General features: G+C 70.2%; 12 protein-coding genes and 3 pseudogenes. 4 read left to right on the forward strand and 11 right to left on the reverse strand.

Translation table 11 applies throughout. The annotated features are described in order from the left end of the window. Positions 1–127: 127 nt before the first annotated feature. On the forward strand, positions 128–700 hold the full coding sequence (locus AB0D53_RS38990; protein WP_362454109.1) for a hypothetical protein: 573 nt from the start codon (positions 128–130) through the stop codon (positions 698–700). 193 nt (positions 701–893) lie between these two features. Here AB0D53_RS38990 and AB0D53_RS38995 read toward each other — a convergent pair whose 3' ends face one another. The 3 genes and pseudogenes from AB0D53_RS38995 to AB0D53_RS39005 form a co-directional block, all read right to left on the reverse strand. Further along, positions 894–1,796: an aminoglycoside phosphotransferase family protein gene (locus tag AB0D53_RS38995; protein ID WP_362454110.1), complete on the reverse strand. Its 903-nt coding sequence runs from the start codon at positions 1,794–1,796 to the stop codon at positions 894–896. Positions 1,797–2,095: 299 nt separating this feature from the next. Continuing rightward, positions 2,096–2,344: pseudogene (locus AB0D53_RS39000) on the reverse strand (Fe-Mn family superoxide dismutase); the annotation flags it as partial. A gap of 577 nt (positions 2,345–2,921) precedes the next feature. Further along, positions 2,922–4,133 carry an MFS transporter gene (locus tag AB0D53_RS39005; protein WP_362454111.1) on the reverse strand — a complete coding sequence of 404 codons (1,212 nt, stop codon included), beginning with the start codon at positions 4,131–4,133 and terminating at the stop codon, positions 2,922–2,924. A gap of 98 nt (positions 4,134–4,231) precedes the next feature. On the opposite strand from AB0D53_RS39005, the gene AB0D53_RS39010 reads away from it, so the two are divergent. Then, positions 4,232–5,149: a LysR family transcriptional regulator gene (locus AB0D53_RS39010; protein WP_362454112.1), complete on the forward strand. Its 918-nt coding sequence runs from the start codon at positions 4,232–4,234 to the stop codon at positions 5,147–5,149. Positions 5,150–5,476: 327 nt separating this feature from the next. On the opposite strand, the gene AB0D53_RS39015 is transcribed toward AB0D53_RS39010, so the two are convergent. From AB0D53_RS39015 to AB0D53_RS39025, 3 genes are all read right to left on the reverse strand, one after another. Next, positions 5,477–5,758: a DUF6233 domain-containing protein gene (locus AB0D53_RS39015; RefSeq protein WP_362454144.1), complete on the reverse strand. Its 282-nt coding sequence runs from the start codon at positions 5,756–5,758 to the stop codon at positions 5,477–5,479. Between the two features lie 109 nt (positions 5,759–5,867). Next, positions 5,868–6,386, reverse strand: a complete 519-nt coding sequence (locus AB0D53_RS39020) for a hypothetical protein (RefSeq protein ID WP_362454113.1) — start codon at positions 6,384–6,386, stop codon at positions 5,868–5,870. A gap of 268 nt (positions 6,387–6,654) precedes the next feature. After that, the gene (locus tag AB0D53_RS39025; protein ID WP_362454114.1) at positions 6,655–7,029 is read right to left on the reverse strand and encodes a DUF6233 domain-containing protein; all 375 of its coding nucleotides are present in this window, start codon (positions 7,027–7,029) and stop codon (positions 6,655–6,657) included. A 330-nt stretch (positions 7,030–7,359) separates the two neighbouring features. Between AB0D53_RS39025 and AB0D53_RS39030 the strand changes: the two genes are divergently transcribed. Both AB0D53_RS39030 and AB0D53_RS39035 read left to right on the forward strand, forming a co-directional pair. Next, the gene (locus tag AB0D53_RS39030) at positions 7,360–9,174 is read left to right on the forward strand and encodes a CocE/NonD family hydrolase (RefSeq protein ID WP_362454115.1); all 1,815 of its coding nucleotides are present in this window, start codon (positions 7,360–7,362) and stop codon (positions 9,172–9,174) included. A gap of 427 nt (positions 9,175–9,601) precedes the next feature. Further along, positions 9,602–10,057, forward strand: a pseudogene (locus AB0D53_RS39035) (IS110 family transposase); the annotation flags it as partial. Between the two features lie 2 nt (positions 10,058–10,059). Here AB0D53_RS39035 and AB0D53_RS39040 read toward each other — a convergent pair. From AB0D53_RS39040 to AB0D53_RS39060, 5 genes and pseudogenes are all read right to left on the reverse strand, one after another. Next, positions 10,060–10,212, reverse strand: a pseudogene (locus tag AB0D53_RS39040) (transposase); the annotation flags it as partial. A 31-nt stretch (positions 10,213–10,243) separates the two neighbouring features. Further along, positions 10,244–10,915: a transposase gene (locus AB0D53_RS39045; RefSeq protein ID WP_362454116.1), complete on the reverse strand. Its 672-nt coding sequence runs from the start codon at positions 10,913–10,915 to the stop codon at positions 10,244–10,246. Between the two features lie 74 nt (positions 10,916–10,989). Further along, a complete protein-coding gene (locus tag AB0D53_RS39050; RefSeq protein ID WP_362454117.1) occupies positions 10,990–11,775 on the reverse strand; it encodes a transposase in 786 nt (261 codons plus the stop codon). Positions 11,776–12,119: 344 nt separating this feature from the next. Next, the gene (locus AB0D53_RS39055; RefSeq protein ID WP_362454118.1) at positions 12,120–13,793 is read right to left on the reverse strand and encodes an FAD-binding dehydrogenase; all 1,674 of its coding nucleotides are present in this window, start codon (positions 13,791–13,793) and stop codon (positions 12,120–12,122) included. 112 nt (positions 13,794–13,905) lie between these two features. Further along, the gene (locus AB0D53_RS39060; RefSeq protein WP_362454119.1) at positions 13,906–16,401 is read right to left on the reverse strand and encodes a glycoside hydrolase family 3 C-terminal domain-containing protein; all 2,496 of its coding nucleotides are present in this window, start codon (positions 16,399–16,401) and stop codon (positions 13,906–13,908) included. Positions 16,402–16,427: the final 26 nt, after the last annotated feature.

Here is a 16,427-nt window from a genome sequence, read left to right on the forward strand (position 1 = left end):
CGCCGGCCTCGTCTCCGACCGCAACACCACCGGCTGACACAAACCCCAGCCCAGACCCCCCGCGTCTCCAACGCAATCACGCACCAGCTCGTAAGCCCGGCCGGGCGACACCGTCCACATCTCCGAGATGTTCCACCTCGTACGAGGCACCGGGCACATCCTCGACGTGCTCGGCGTCCTCCACCGCGACCAGGTAGCGCTGCGCATTCACGACGGCGCGTTCTCTGCGATGGACCTGACCGCCCGCCACCCGCGCACCGGCGAACTGCTGTCCACCGTGAAGTTCATGATGCAGACCCTCGCCGCCACCGGCGAACTCCAGCGCGACCCCCAGCGCGAGCTGTCCTACGACGGACTGCGCGCCGCCGAGGCCGAGGGCAGCAAGGGCGGACGCCGCCCCGCAGTGGCAGCCACGAAGACCGGCACAGTCCGCGCCGCGTACCTGGAGGACCGTTCCATCGCCGCCCTCGCCCGTGACCACGGGGTCAGCCGCGGCGCGATCCGTACGGCTGTCGCCGACCTCCTGCCCGACCACACCGCCATCGAGGAGGGCACTCCCGCCCCGGAATTGCCGATCACCCTCGACATGCCGGGCAAGGACGCCGACTTCCTCCGCACCACCGACCTGGAGCCCGCCGAGCGGGCCGCGCTCGACCATGGGCGACCGTACGGCGAGGCCAGGGCTACACCATGCGCGTGACCGCCACACTCGCCGCACACCGCCAGCTCCTTGCCCGCTGTCAGCCGCTCGACGTCGGCCAGGGCGTGCCCGCGGTCCCGGCCCAGCGCAAGGCCCGCCACGAGTACGAAAAGAACTACGCTCCGGGCGCCCACAGCAGCTGCCCGACACAGTGGAGACGGCCGAACGGATCCGGTCACAGCCACCGCGTGGATCAGCCGCCAGCCAAGGCCATGAGAAACCGGGTCTCCGCATCGTCCCGCCCCGCACACATTCTCGGGACCGCAATGAGGGCAGCCAGGGCCCGGCACCAACCGAGCACACGACGAGGAGACATGCCAGGAACCAACGCCGCCAGCTCCTCGATCCTCTGCTCCAGCACGGTTGGATCTGCAACTCCTTCAAACACCCAGTCCACAGCGTCGAAGTCCGGGTCGCCCCACGTCGGCCTCGGATCGATCGCCACCATGCGGGCGCCCGGACCAGACAGCACGTTGGCTGGATGGAGATCACCGTGCACGAGCCCCACAGGCCCACTGGCCGCAAGTTCCAGGGCCGCCGCTCGGGCCTGACCGAGCACCGTCGGGGCAACCAAGCCGTTCGCGCGGGCCGCCGCCAGCCTGCGTTCAGTCAAGTCGAACAGGAAGTCGATCCGGTGTGAGAGTGGCCGCAGCACCGAGTGCTCCCCTGGCACGGGAAGCGAGACCCGCAGGTCCCGCAGCAGGGCTGCGACCTCGGGCACATTCCAAGCGAGCTGCCGCGCCGGCACTCCCGGCTCCACATGCTCCAGCAGCAGGGCCCCGGCAGCGAGGTCTGCTGCCAGGAGAGTGACGAGCGACGGCATATCTGCCCAGGTTCGCAGGGCTTCGGCCTCCTCGCGGGCGATCAAGGGCTCTGGCGTGAGCTTCAGCCACACCGAGGTACCGGTGTCACGCTGCAAGCAGCGGAACACCCGCGAGGTGCCTCCGCCACCCGCCTCAACAAGATCCAGATTCCAGCGAGCAGCGAGTTCATGGACGAGAGTCGTCAACTCGTCACACCAACCGAGCACATCAGCGCCGAACCGAACGACGAGCCGGTCCCGGACCTCTGGCGCGACGCAGGCCAGCTCACTCACACGTCCCCCGCAGGTGGTCGATGCATCCTGCGCATCCTATGAGCACGTTCAGTGCACGTCCCACCACATTTCACGGTCGCCGAGCGTGAAGAGCAACCGCCTCAATCTACCGAACACAGCGCTCAGGATTATCGTCGCTCACCAATCCCGAGGGCGGACATGCGTGCCCGCGGCTGCCCGGTCGGCATTCACCGGCAGCGGACTGACCGGACATCCGACAGGCTTCGGACGGCCACCGCTGGCCGCGCTGGTCGGCCGGGTGCGGACCCGGTGAAGACGGGTGAGCAATAGTCCCCGTGCTCGACGATCAGGCGCTTGCCGAGGGGTTCCGAGGCGATCAGGCCCCAGCCGGAACCCTGGACGGACGCGGCCGCAACGGTGAGATGCTTCTTGAACTGCCGCAAGCCGCCCAGGTGTTCGGCGAGGGCGCCGTCGGGGCGGTCGTCGCCGACCGGGGAGAGGTTCTGCCAGAGGATCGATTGCAGGACGTGGCCGGAGAGGTTGAAGGCGTAGGTCTTCTCCAGGCCGAGTTGATCTTGAAGTCCTGAGCGGCCATCCGAGAGTAATGCTTTGGGCTTTGGTTCCCTGGGCGGGCTTGGTCCGGGTAGCGTGCCGGGCACGTCTACCAAGAGGACCAGCCGATGCCTCGCGCCGGCGTTCTGTTCGGAAACGGGCTCCCGAGCCGGCAGCCGAAGCAGGACGGCCGTCGCGGGTCGGAGCCTGGCAACAGCGGCCGTCGGGTTACCCGGGGCTTTGCACATTACAGTCCGGCCGCCTGGACCAGTGATGCCCGGTCGTCCTCGTTCAGATGCAGGCTGGCCAGCAGTTCGTCGTCGGCCAGCAGACGCCGCACCCATGCTGCATGGGCAACGAATGCTGCTCGGCAGCAGGCGGGTACCGCCCAGCTCGCCCTGTTCGACCACATCGACATACGGCCGGACTTGGCCCGGATCGCGGTGCCGACCCTGGGCTGCGGGCACGCCGTCGCCGCTGAAGAGCCGCCTGGGTGGCGTCGATCCGATAATTCCTGACGTCGGTGGAGGAGACCCCGGGCCGCGTACGGGGTGACGCGGCCCGGCGGTCCAGCCCCGGCTCGGAAGGTCCAAGCGTGGCCGGCCCGGCGGTCTAGCCGAGCCGGCCGCTCTCCGGGGCCCGGCCCAGGGCGGCGACCAGCAGGGCGGCGAGCGCCAGGCCGCCGCCGAGCCACATCACGGCTTCGATCCCGACGCCGTCCGCAATGAGACCGCCGACCAGGGCGCCCAGCGCGATCGCCCCGTTGAAGACACCCACGAAGAGCGAGGCCGCCGCCTCACGGGCCTGCGGCGCGGCGGCCAGCAGCCAGGTCTGGGTGCTCACTGACACGCCGCCGTACGAGATCCCCCACACCGCGAGCAGCACACCGGCTGTCAGCACCGAGCCGCCGAGCAGAGGCAGGAGCCCCACCGCGGCCGCCAGGACGAGGGCGATCCCCAGGAGCGTGCCGCGCGGGGAGCGGCCCGCCCCGGCCCCGGCCGCGAAGTTCCCGAGGACGCCGGCGACGCCGTAGACGAGAAGCACGGTGCCGATCACCGCGGGGCTGGCCTCGGAGATCTCCTCCAGCGCGGGCCGTACATACGTGTAGGCGGCGAAGTGTCCGGTGACCAGCAAGGCCACCACGGCGAGCCCGGTCGCCACCCGTGGGTTGCCGATCAGCTTCAGCACACCGCCGAGCCGGATGACCTGCTCGGCCGGGAGCGGCGGCAGCAGGGCCGCGAGCGCGATCAGGACCACCACGGCGAGGGCCGCGAGGGCCGCGAACGCCGATCTCCAGTCGGCCAGTTCGCCGATGTACGTACCGGCTGGGACGCCCAGCACCGAGGCCACCGCGATCCCGCTGAAGATCAGTGAGGTGGCCGGGCCGATGGCGGTGCCGGACACGAGCCGTACAGCGAGACCGGCGGCGACCGCCCAGACCACGCCCATGCCGATGCCGACGATGACGCGGGCGACCACCATCACCCCGAAGTCGGGGGCCCACGCCGCGAGCAGGTTGCCCAGCACGAGCAGCGCCATCATGGAGCACAGCAGCACCCGACGATCCAGCCGACCGAGCAGCGGAGTCAGCAGCGGCGCGGAGACCGCGCCGACCAGACCCGTGATGGTGAGGGTCAGCCCTGCGGTCCCCTCGCTCACATGGAGCGTGTCACCGATGGGGGTGAGTAGCCCCACGGGCAGCATTTCGGAGGTGACCACCGTGAACGTCGCCCCGGCGACGGCGGCGACTGCGGGCCAGCCCCCGCGCCCTGCCGGCTGCCCCTCTACGGGCGCCTTGTCTGCGATTTCCTCTGTTTGTGCCATACAACCAGCCAAGCCGCAGGGCCGTTCGGGAACAACGGCCAATCTCTCATCCTTCTATGAGCGGGATTACTCGATCAGGTGGAGGAGGCCGGGATTCCGTGGGCGGTATCGAGATCCGTGAGTTGGAGGCGTTCCTCGTCCTGGCCGAGGAGCTGCACTTCGGCCGGGCGGGCGAGCGACTGTACGTCTCCCAGAGCAGGGTGAGCCAGCTGCTGCGCAGCCTGGAGGGACGGATCGGTGCCCCGCTGGTCGAGCGCACCAGCCGCCGGGTGCGGCTGACTCCGCTCGGAGAGTCCTTCATCGGCAGCCTGCGGCCCGCGTACGACGGGCTGCGCGCCACCCTGGACGAGGTGCGGGCCGCCGCCCGGGCAAAGGTGGGCGGGGTACTGCGGATCGGCTTCCAGGGCACCATCGACGACTACCTCGCCCAGGCGATAGCCCTGTTCGAGGAAGAGTGCCCGGGGCGCGTCCTGGAGCTGACGGAGATCCCGCTGTCGGACCCGTTCGGGCCGGTGCGCCGCCAGGAGGTGGACTGCGCGGTGGTGCTCATGCCAGTACGGGAGGAGGACCTGGTGCTCGGGCCAGTCTTCTCCCGGCAGCCGCAGACCCGCGCCGTCTCCGTCCGGAACCCGGTCGCGACCCGGGAGTCTGTATCTGCGGAGGAGCTGACCGGCTGCCAGCTCATCGGCGTGGGCGCGGGCGGGGTGCCTGGTCCCGCGCCCGCATACTGGCGCCTGGCACAGACCCCGGACCACACCCCGGAGCTGCGGCCGATCCCGGCGGGTCCACTGGTCAACACCCTTCAGGAGGGGCTGAGTCTGACGGCGGCGGACCGGGGCGCGATGCTGCTGTGCCGGTCCACGGCCGACTACCACGGGCGGCGCAGCGCTATCACCTTCATCCCGGTCGACGGACTGCCCCCCTCTGAGCTGGGGCTGATCTGGCACCGCTCCCATGTTCCCCCGACCGTCCTCGCCTTCGCGCGGGCGGTGAAGGGCATCACGTCGGGGCTGTAGTCGTGCCCCTTCCGGTGGGGGCCAGACAGAAGAGCGAGCCCGGCCCAGACCGCCTCCCGTGTCACGGGTCCCAGTCGTGTCCCTTTCCTGGCTGTCTCCGCCTGGTCAGTTGTGTCTCGTGATCTTCGGCGCACTCAACATCGCGACAGACCACACCGGCTTTGACCTGCAAGGAAGGGGCTGGTTCCGGTTGGGTTCGTACCACCAGCCCGGCCCCTCGGGCAGGACCGGGACGGCCTGGGCCAGTGCCACCTTGGTCGGGAACTTCACGGGACTGATCTTGCTGGGCCGGCTCCCCTCCGGCACGTCGGGCGGTCCGAACAGCTCCTACCCGTCGACGAGCCCTGTCCCGGGCTTGCAGATCTGGCACGGCTCGATGTCCGGCTCCGCCAAGGCGATCAGCGCCTCTTCCCGGGTGAGGAATCCGCCCTCGACCGGATACAGGGCACAGTCCCCGCGGTGCGCCAGAGCCGCCGATGATGACCGCCGCGGCTGGATCTTCCGCCGCAGCGCGGCATGCGCCTGCTCCCGACGCCGCCTGAAAGGGAGGGTGCGCGGCGGGGTGAGGCTGCTCAGGGTTACGCCACCGGTTCGTGCTCGGCGAGGAATGCGGTGGCGAGATCGACCGCGATCGTCCCGAGCCGGTGGCGCTCGTCCATGCCAAGATCGGCCGCACGGTCCCGGACGGTGGTCAAGTACTGGCAGAGAACCTGCCCGGTCACACTGTCCGGGACGAGCTGCCGGGCCAGGACCCGGTCGACCCGGCCGGCGGGCGCGGAAGGGCGTCCCTGGGTATCCGTAACAACGTGACGCGGCCCTGCCCACGGTCATCCGGAACGAGGGTGTCCAGTGGATGGGAGGTGTCGAAGAACACCAGACTGCCGGTGGAGATCTCGGCTTCGTTGTCGTGCTGGCGGGTGATCATCGGACTGCCGCTGATCAGGGCGAGCTGATATGTCTCCGGGTCACCGCGCCTGATGTGCCTCGGTGTCCGCGCGGCGTGAAGCGGTTCGAAGACGAGGTGCGTGAGCTGCGCGGAACCGAGATCCACTCCGGCAACACGAGCTTCGAAACCGTGGGCATGGAAACTTCCGAGGGAGAAGGGAGCGACGTTCTCCCGCACCAGCTCCACGTACCAGTCGAACCTGTCGCCCCGCGGCAGTTCACCACTCGACAGCGAGACCAGGGCGCCAGCGCCAGCACCTTGACTGCCTGCCGACACCCACTCCTGCGACATGACCACCATCATGGGCGTGACACCCGTGGCGCGGCAACCATCTCCCGGCGTTCACATCCGGACTGCCTGCGAACGTCTGGTAGGCACACCGCGTCAGTGCCCTGCCCTGGGCAGGCGCCCACGCTGCCGCACGAAGGTGAATATCCGCGCGGGTCGGCCCAGGCGCGCGAGGAGAAGGAACTGCGCGCTGGCATCGCAGCGGCAGAGGAAGGTCCAGGAGGCTCAGCGTGCCGCCGACCCGGAGCAGCGCATCGGGCGCCCGTCCGGCCTACGCCTGCACCAGCCCCGCCTCGGGCCGGCACACCTCGCAGGGCTCGATGTCCGGCTCGGCCAGAGCGATGAGTGCCTCTTCCCGGTCCAGGAAGCCGAGCGCGGCGTTGTACAGGCCGCACCCGCCGCGGTGCAACAGCGCCGTCCGGCCCGACCGCTGTGGCTGGATCTTCCGCGACTGCTCGGCCCGCGCCCGCTCCCGCCCCTCCTGCCGCTCTCGGATCTCAAGCTCCCGGATCCGGCCCCGGACCTGGCGCAACTGCCACCACTCCAGCCACTGCTCAAGCGCCCGGTTCTTGTCCAGGTCAGGTATCCCGTCAGCGCCGGGCGCGGCTAGGCCTCGCCCTCGGCAGAGCGTTCTGGAAGTGGTCATCTGCTCCGTCGCAGCTATGTGCGCCCACCGGGCTGTTTCGTGCCAGGGGCGTCAACCGGCCAGGACCGTGCCATAGCCAGCTCGCAGCCACTGCGACCGGTTCATTAACGGTGACTGCACTCCTTTCGGGCCTGTTCGCAGAAGGCCACCGGCCCGGTCCAGCCCGCTCACGGCAGGCGCAGTGGGCCAGGACCACAGGCTGGGGGTTCTCCATCCGATCGAGTACGGCCAGCCGCCCTTCCGTTTCGGTGTGTGCGCTCCAGTCCATGATCTGCCTGGCGCCCCAGTGGGCGTCCTAGTCGTCCAGGAACAGAAGGAACGGAGCAGTTCATGGCCCCCGAAGGCGGAGAACCCCTCGCGTCGGTCACCGACGCGACCATCGAGGACATCGCGGCCAACGGCATCTGGCGCGGTGCGAGCCTCGACATCAACCCGTCCGTGCTCGCCGTCGCCCGTGCCCTGCTCGCGGCCCTCCAGGGCACGGTCCCGGCCGGGGCGCTCCCCGAGGAGCTGCGGGAGCTGGTGGGGCGGGTCCTGCGGGAGGCCGGGGTCAGCTTCCCGCGCATTTCCGTGACGGAGGGGATCGGTCTCTCCGCGTTCGCGATCAAGCAGAAGACCTCGGAGCCGCGCCCAGTCGTGATCGTGCCCGCCGGCTGGAACCCGTACGGCTGGATGCCGTTCATGGTCGGCTACCTCTCCCTGGCGGCGCGCGGCTACCACGTTCTGGCGTACACGCCCCGCGGGTTCGGGGAGCCGGACGGGCCGTTCACGTCCGACGGGTTCATCGGTGTCGCCGGACCGGACGACTGGGCGGACGGGTCGAAGGTGATCGACCACGCAGAAGGGCTGTTCGCGCCGAGCCGGGTCGGGTTCATGGGCCTGTCCTACGGTTCCGGGATCAGTCAACTGGTCGCCGCGCACGACGAGAAGAACCGGGTCGCCGCCGTGGCCGCCCTCAGCACCTGGGGCAACCTGGCCACCAGCCTCTACGACAACGGCACCCGGCACGAGAAGGCCGTGGAACTGCTGATCGGCTTCACCGGAGCCGAGAAGGGCAAGGAGAAGGAGAAGTTCGACGAGGCGACGTGGGACATCCTCCAGAACTTCCAGGACGGGGAGAAGATGAAGGAGGTGGTGGAGTGGGGCACCGTGCGGTCCCCGGAGACCTACGTGGACACCACCAACGGGCGGGGCATCCCGACCTTCTACTCCAACACCTGGCACGAGAGCCTGTTCCCCGCCGGTGAGGCGATCGCGACCTTCGAGAAGCTCACCGTTCCCAAGCACCTGAACCTGTGGATCGGCGACCACGGCGCCCCGGAAGGCGTCGGCATCACCGGCGTGCCGAGCGGCACCCCGTTCTGGAGCTATCTGACACCGATGACAGAAACCTACGCCTGGCTCGACCACCACCTGCTCGGGAAGGGCGATGACGTGCCCGACTGGCCGGTGGTCAACAGCCAGGTGATGTTCACCTACAAGACCAAACCGACCGGCATCGGCGGCGACCGGATCGTCGAGGCGGCACGGCGCGAGCCGCTCCGCTCCTGGTCCGAGGCCACCACCGGCACCGAGACGTGGTACCTGGGCGGCACCAACGGGGACGGCGGGGCCTCCCTGTCGGACAAGCCGTCCACGGGCTGGAGCCGGGCATTCACCGCCGGGTACGAGACCACCGCCACCGCCATGGACGACATCATGGAGACCGGGCAGAAGGAGTGGTTCGGCAACCCCAAGCCGTACGACCCGGCCGGCTTCGAACCGGACCGGCTCCTGGTCTGGTCCACCGAGGAGCTGGCGGGCGGACGCCGCATCCGCGGCGCGGCCAGGCTCCGGCTCACCGTCCGCGTCGAGGAAGGGGACGCCGCCACCCTGGTCGCCTACCTCCTCGACGTGGATCCGGACGGCAGGGCCCGAATCATCACCCACGAGCCCGTCACCACCGCGGACCTGGACACCGGCACGGACCGGACCGTCGGCTGGACGCTCCAGCCCGCCGCCTACGACCTCGCCGACGGCCACCGCCTGGCCCTGGTCGTCAACAGCCGGGACCGGCTCTACTCCTTCACCGGCACGGAGGGCGCCACCACCACCGTCACCTCCCCGACCGGCCAGGAAGCCGTCCTGGAACTGCCGCTCGGCTGACCGGCACCCCGGACCCACCGGGCGGGCACTCGTAGACCGAACCCGCCCGGTGGGTCATCCCCTGCAACAGCGTCAGGCACTTCAGTCGGACGCAATTGATCTTCACGCTCCGTGACAGTGAAATGTGGTGGAGCGTGCACGGACCATGCCCAGCCGACTTGGGTTTGGGTGCTCTGCCATGCGGCGGACGGTCGCTCGGACGTTCTTCAGCGGCCATCGCACGGGTCGTCGTCCGCAGACACCGGCTTGGTGTCGGCCGCCAGGCAGGAGGAGTACACCCGCGGCGGCGTGGGCCGCGGCTTCGGTTTCGACGTGTCGCCAAACGCCTCCTCTGCGCCGGACCCACAGTTCGAGAAGTCCGTCAGTGCCGAGTGCGCCGAGCGCATCGCGGACTCAGGCTTGCCATCGCAGCGAGCCAGGTACCGCGGGCTCACTGATCGCCCCGGAAGCGGTTACGGAGATCGTCACGGCAGTCGTCGGCTTGCTGCTCAGCCACGACCAGCCGATGGCCTATATCACTGGCCTGGCTGTGCACCAGGCGTCGACCGCGTATCGGGGCCAGGGCAAGACGGATGAGAAGGACGCCTTCGTCATCGCCGACCAGGCCCGCATGCGCAAGGACCTCGGTCTACTGCGGCCCGGCGACGAGATAGCCGTTGACTTGCGCACTCTCATCGCCCGTCGCACTGACCTGGTCAACGATCGCACCCGGCACATCAACCGGCTCCGAGCTCAACTTCTTGAGATCTTCCAGGCGTTGGAGCGGGCGCTGAACTTGAGCAAGAAGGGCCCGGTCGTCCTGCTGGCCGGCTACCAGACACCGGCCGCGATCCGCCGCAGCGGTGCCAGCCGGATCGGGACCTGGCTGAAGAACCGCAAGGTTCTTTAACCTTTCGACCGTTGTAGGACGATGAGTGTCTTCTCGCGTCGGACGGTTTCGCCCACGTCGTAGCGGGGCACCCGCCTCCTGTTTCTCGTGCCGGGTGGTCGTCCGGAGCCGGGCCGGTGAGGTTTCGGTGCTCTGGCGGGACAGGGCAGCGGCTGTCGCACGGTTCCCGCCGGGTGAAGGTCAAGAGCGGTTCTTGGGCATGTGACTGATGAGCTTGTTGAGGTTGTGCACCGTCCCGAGGAGCTTGATTTCGGCGTCGACCGCCTGGCGGCCGCGGTAGTTGAGGTGCCGTCCGAATCGTTGGAAGAGCTGGGCGAATCCCGGCTCGACCAGGGCACTTCGTTGACGGTATTGGGCCCGTCCTGTCGGGGTGGCCAGGCGGGCTGCCATGTCCTGTTGGCCGGCAGGGGCCTGCTGGCGTTTCGCGGGGAAGCCGGCCTGGTCGGCGTCGCTGGTGACCGAGACCAACAGCGGGAGGTCCGCGAGGGCCTCGAAGGCGGCGGCGGAGGCGTACCCACTGTCGGCGAGCCAGAGTTCGATGTCGCCGGGGAGTTCTGCGGTCTGGTGATTCTGCTGTGTCTTCTTCACCATTGGGAGGAGAGCCGTTCGGTCCGAGGGATTGTCGTGCGCTTCGATGGCCAGCAGGAATTGCCGGCGGGCGCACGTGATCTGGATGTTGTATCCCTGCAGGTAGCCGCCACGTTTGCCGGGAATCAGCCGGGAGTCGGGGTCGCTCAGGCAGGCGCGGGACCCCGGAGAGGGGACCGGCCGGGGTGTGCGGGCCCGCTCCAGCCAGGCCCGCATTTTCGTCAGTCGCTCGCGCTGGCGGATGAGGACAGTCTTGCGCTCCATCGGGACTGGCGGTCGGCCGTTGGCTCCGCGGCGTCCTGCCGCACGGTCTTCTCGCGCCCGGAGCCCGTACTTGTTCAGCTTCTCCTGGTGAGCTGCGGTCTCGGCAGCCAGACGCTTCTCCGCGCGGGCCACCATCCGCTCGGCGGCCTCGACCTTGATCCGGATCTCGGTGGGTGAAGGCAGGGCCCGTTCGTGCAGTCTGTCCCTGGCAAGTCGGGCCCGGGCGAGCCGGTCGCACAAGCGGGAGGCCAGTTGTCGTACGTGCTCTCGTTGTCGTCCTGGAGCACCGTCCCGTCAGCCTCGACGTTCAGAGCGTGGTCGGCAACGTCTTCCATCAGAGCGTTGATCTCCCTCTCGCACCGGGAGACGGTCTCCTGCAGGCGTTGGAGCCGCTGGTTGGCGTCCCGCGAGGCGTTCGCTGCCATCGGTGAGCCGTCCACGGCCACCGCCGAAAGATCGACCAGTCCGCGTCGGCCGCACAGTGCCAGGACCTGCACGAACAGCGAGTTCAAGGCGGCACGATGGCGCCGAACGAACCGCGCAACGGTGGAGTGGTCCACTCGGCGGTTCCCGGTGAGGATCCGGCAGCCCACATCGTCCCAACACGCCTGCTCGATGCGGCGGGAGGAGCGTATTCCCTTGCTGTAGCAGTACAGGAGCAATGCCACCAGGCTCGCGGGAGGGTAGGCCGCCCCGCCTCGTCCGTCGTCTCGGTAGCTGTTCTCGAACGCCGACAGGTCGAGCAGCTCGACCACGTCGAGCACCTTCCAGCACAGGTGCTCGGGTGGCAGCCAGTTCCGCACATCCCGCGGCATCTCAAGATCACGTTCACGGTCGCACGACAAGAAGTTCCGCTCCACCAGCCAAGGCTCCGATGCCTCCTCGGCCCTCGGAACCGAACAGCGAATCGCTCTTGACCTTCACCCGGCGGGAACCGTGCGACAGCCTCGGCATGTGCTGGCGGAGGTTCCGAAACGTCCGGCGAACTCGGGCTGGGGTGAGCCGGCCGGGTGCGGTCGGCATCTCCCACGGGTGCCGCAGGTCCCGGGCCAGCGGACGGATCACCGCGCGCCTCGACGCCGGCTTCGACCTCGCCGTCGCGATCATCGCTCTCCGTAGAGTGATCCGCCAAACCTGGGTCACATCCTTGACACCAAGGATGTGAGAGCTCGTGACACGACGACATCCCGCCGGTGGAGTCGGGTCACGCGACGCACTGTGCGGCGGCGCGGCCGGCCTGGCGTCCGCTGAAGAGGCAGCCGCCCAGGAAGGTGCCCTCCAGCGCGTTGTAGCCGTGGACTCCGCCGCCGCCGAAGCCGGCGACCTCGCCTGCCGCGTACAAGCCGTCCACAGGGCGGCCGTCCTCCCCGAGGGCACGGGAGTCGAGGTCTGTCTGGATGCCTCCGAGGGTCTTGCGGGTGAGGACGTGGAGACGGACGGCTGTCAGGGGGCCGTGCGCCGGGTCGAGGACACGGTGGGGCGCGGCGGTTCGGGCGACGCGGTCGCCCAGGTAGCGGCGCGCGTTGCGGATGCCCTGGACCTGGGAGTCCTTGCTGTAGGGGTTGGCGATCTGCAGGTCGCGGGCCTCGATCTGACGGCGGAGGGCGGCGGCGTCGAGCAGGGGCTCGCCGGTGAGCCGGTTCATGCCGGCGACGAGCTCGTCGAGGGTGGTGGCGGTGACGAAATCCTCGCCGTTTCGCTGGAAGGCGTCGACGGCGGGCGGCGCGCCCTTGCCGAAGAGACGGGCGCGGAGGAACGCGGCACGGTCCTTGCCGGTGATGTCCGGGTTCTGCTCGGAGCCGGAGAGGGCGAACTCCCTCTCGATGATCTTCTGGGTGAGGATGAACCAGGAGTGGTCGTAGTCGGCGATGTCTGGTGTGGTGCGCAGGTGCCGGAGCGTGGCGAGGGTGTCGTAGCCGGGCAGGCAGGGGTCGGGCAGGCGACGGCCGAGGGCGTCGAACCACATGGGTGAGGGGCCGGGCAGGACGCGGATGCCGTGTCCTGGCCAGATCGGATTCCAGTTGGTCAGGCCCTCGGTGTAGTGCCACATCCGGTCGCGGTTGACCAGGCGAGCCCCCGCTGCGGCGCTGATGTCGAGCATCCGGCCGTCGACGTACGCGGGGACTCCGGTGACCATGTGCGAGGGTGGGGTGCCCAGACGCGCCGGCCAGTGCCTCCGCACGAGTTCGTGGTTGGCACCGATACCGCCGGTGGTGAGGATGACGGCCTGCGCGGTGAGCGTGAACTCGCCGGTCTCGGCCCGGGTGGTGGCGGCCCCGCGGGGTGCCGCGTCCTCGGCCAGCACCGCACCCCGTACGCCCTGGACCGCGTCGGAGCCGACGATCAGTTCGTCCACCCGGTGGCGGTGGTGAAAGGTGAGCAGGCCGGCGTCGGCCGCCCGCCACGCCTGACGTACGAAGGGTTCGACGACGCCGGGCCCGGTGCCCCAGGTGACGTGGAAGCGTGGCACGGAATTGCCGTGCCCGCCCGCGCGAAGACCCCCGCGTTCGGCCCAGCCCACGGTCGGCAGGAAGGAGATCCCGTGGCCGGCCAGCCATGCGCGCTTCTCCCCGGCCGCGAACTCCACGTAGGCGCGGGCCCAGCGGACGGACCAGGTGTCCTCGTCGCCGAGCCGGTCGAACCCCGCGCTGCCCTGCCAGTCGTTCCAGGCCAGGCTCAGGGAGTCTCGGACGCCCGTGCGGCGCTGCTCCGGCGAGTCGACGAGGAAGAGGCCGCCGAACGACCAGTACGCCTGCCCGCCGAGGTCGGCGGGTCCCTGCTGGTCGACGAGGGCGACGCGCCGGCCGCGCGAGGTCAGCTCGTGGGCGGCGACGAGTCCGGCGAGCCCGGCTCCGACGATGACGACATCGGCGTCCATGTGTCCTGGGTCCTTCTCTTTCCTGTGGCCCCTGGGGGCGGGCTGGGAATGCGGGGAGACCGGGTGTCAGGGTTTCCGGTCCCCCCGCGGCATGAGGGGGCGTGCCGGGCGGTCAGCCCGGGATGTGCAGTTCGGCGCCGAGCGTGGGCGACTGCGCGTGGCGCGCGGCCTGGATCACGTACCGGCCCGGTCGGGTAGTCCAGTTGCGGGCGGCCGTGTCCCAGATCTGGAAGGCGCGCCGGGACAGGGTGATGTCGGTCTCCACGCTCTCGCCTGCGTCCGCCGTGACGGCGGCGAAGCCGGCCAGCCTACGGTCCGGACCCTCCGGTCCCTCGGGAGCGGAGACGTACACCTGGACGACATCGCGGCCCGGCCGGGAGCCGGTGTTGCGGACGCGGACGCGGAGCGTGCGGTCGTCGGCGAGGACGAGGTGCTCGTGCTCCCAGGTGGTGTAGCCCTGCCCGTAGCCGAACGCGTAGGCCGGCTCGGCCTCGTGCCGCTGCCAGGCACGGTAGCCGATGGACGTGCCCTCGTCGTAGCGAAGTACCCCGTCCCGCGGCGTGACCTGGCGGACGGGAACGTCGTCCAGACGTGCGGGCCAGGTCGTGGGGAGGCGACCACCCGGTTCTGCGCGGCCGAACAGGACATCGGCGAGGGCCGCGCCGCCCTGTTCGCCCGGGAACCAGGTCAGCAGCACCGCTGCCACGTCCTCGCGCCACGGCATCTCGACCGGTGCGCCGGCGTTGACCACGACGACGGTACGGGGGTTGGCGGCGGCCACGCGGGCGACGAGCTCGTCCTGGCGTCCCGGCAGGCGCAGGCAACTGCGGTCGAAGCCCTCGCTCTCCACGGTCTCGGTGGTCGCCACGACCACGATCGCGGTGTCGGCGGCGCGGGCGGCGGCGACCGCCTCCTCGATCAGCCGGTCCTCCTCGCCGGCGGCTTCGCGGTGGGCGAGCCCGAAGGTGACGCCGCGCAGAGAGCCGTAGCTCATTCGGGGCTCCCGGGCGAGCAGGCTGACCTCGACCGGGCGCCCGGCCGTCAGCTCCACCGTGCCGCGCGGCACCGGTCGTCCGGTGACGGCCTCCAGCGGGTCGGCGTCGGCGGGCCGGTGAACTCCGTCGAAGAGGGTGGTGCCATCCACTGTGAGCCGGAAGGCGCCTAGGCCGCGGGTGCCGAACCTGTGCGGTCCGTCGGTGCGCGGCGTGAAGGTGCCGAGCAGTTCGACGGAGTCCAGGGCGTCGAAGTCCGTGCCCCCGGGGAGGGTTTCGGCCGTCCATCGGATTCGCCCGTCGGGCAGCGGGGTGTCGGCGAGCACTTGGCCGTCGGCACCACGCAGGACGGCGTGCAGGGTGAAGCCGTCGGCAGCGGGGTTCAGGCCCTCGCCGAGGTCGGCGCCCTGGGCCCAGGTGAGCGGGGTACCGGCGGGCAGGGCGGCGCGCAGTCCGTCCAGTGGGGACACGACGTGGCCGGGGAAGACGGTCGCGGAGCCACCGCCGAGGATGCGCGCGTGGCGGGCGGCGTGGCCGATGAGGGCGATGCCCCCACCGCTCATGGTGTCGTCCGCCGGATCCAGAGGCAGGACTCCGCCCTCGTTGCGGAGCAGCACGAAGGAGCGGGCGGCGGTGTCGCGGGCGACGGCGGCACCGTCCAGCGGGGCCGGACGCCGGTCGGCGGGGACGGCGGGCTCGGCCCCTTTGAGGAGCCCCAGCCGGGCGGCGAGCAGCAGCACGTGCCGAACGGCCTCGTCCACGGCCGTCTCGTCGGCCGTGCCGTCCCGTACGGCGGCGGCCAGCGCCGGTCCGTACACGGTGTGCGGTCCGGGCATGGCCACGTCCAGGCCGCCTTCGATCGCCCGGACGGTGTCGCGGGCGGCGAGCCAGTCGGAGACGACCAACCCGTCGAAGCCCCATTCCTTACGCAGTACGCCGATCTGGAGCGCGCGGTGCTCGGTCATGGTGCTGCCGTTGACCGAGTTGTACGCGGACATCAGCAGCCAGGGCCGGGCGGTCGCGATGATCTCTTCGAAGGGGGCCAGGTACAGCTCGCGCAGTGCCTGCTCGCTCACGTGGTTGTCGACGGTGAAGCGCTCGGTCTCGGCGTCGTTGGCGACGAAGTGCTTGAGGGTCGCGGCGACGCCGCTCTCCTGGAGGCCGGTGACGTATCCGGCGCCGATCCGTGCGGTGAGCAGCGGGTCTTCGGAGTATGCCTCGAAGTGGCGTCCGCTCAGGGGCGAGCGGTGCAGGTTGATCGTCGGGGCGAGCAGGACGTGTACGCCCTTGCGGTGGGCTTCCTGGGCCAGTACACGGCCCACGGTCCGCGCCAGTGCGGGGTCCCAGGACGCGGCGAGCGCTGTCGGGCTGGGCAGGGTCAGGGACGGGTCGTCCGGTGACCAGCCGGAGCCGCGTACGCCGACCGGTCCGTCGGACATGACCAGTGGGGCGAGCCCGATCTCCGGCAGCGCCGGCAGCGACCACAGGTCCTGGCCGGACAACAGCCGGGCCTTGGCGTCCAGGTCGAGGCGGGCGAGGGCCGCCTCGACCAGGCGGTGGTGGGCGGGAGCGTCCGCGTATGCGTCGGCTGCGCCTTTGTCGACAGGGGATGCCATGGTGGTGAACTCCCGGTGAGATGACA

Origin of the sequence: Streptomyces sp. NPDC048295 (assembly GCF_040652135.1) — a bacterium.
Classification (GTDB): Bacteria; Actinomycetota; Actinomycetes; order Streptomycetales; family Streptomycetaceae; genus Streptomyces.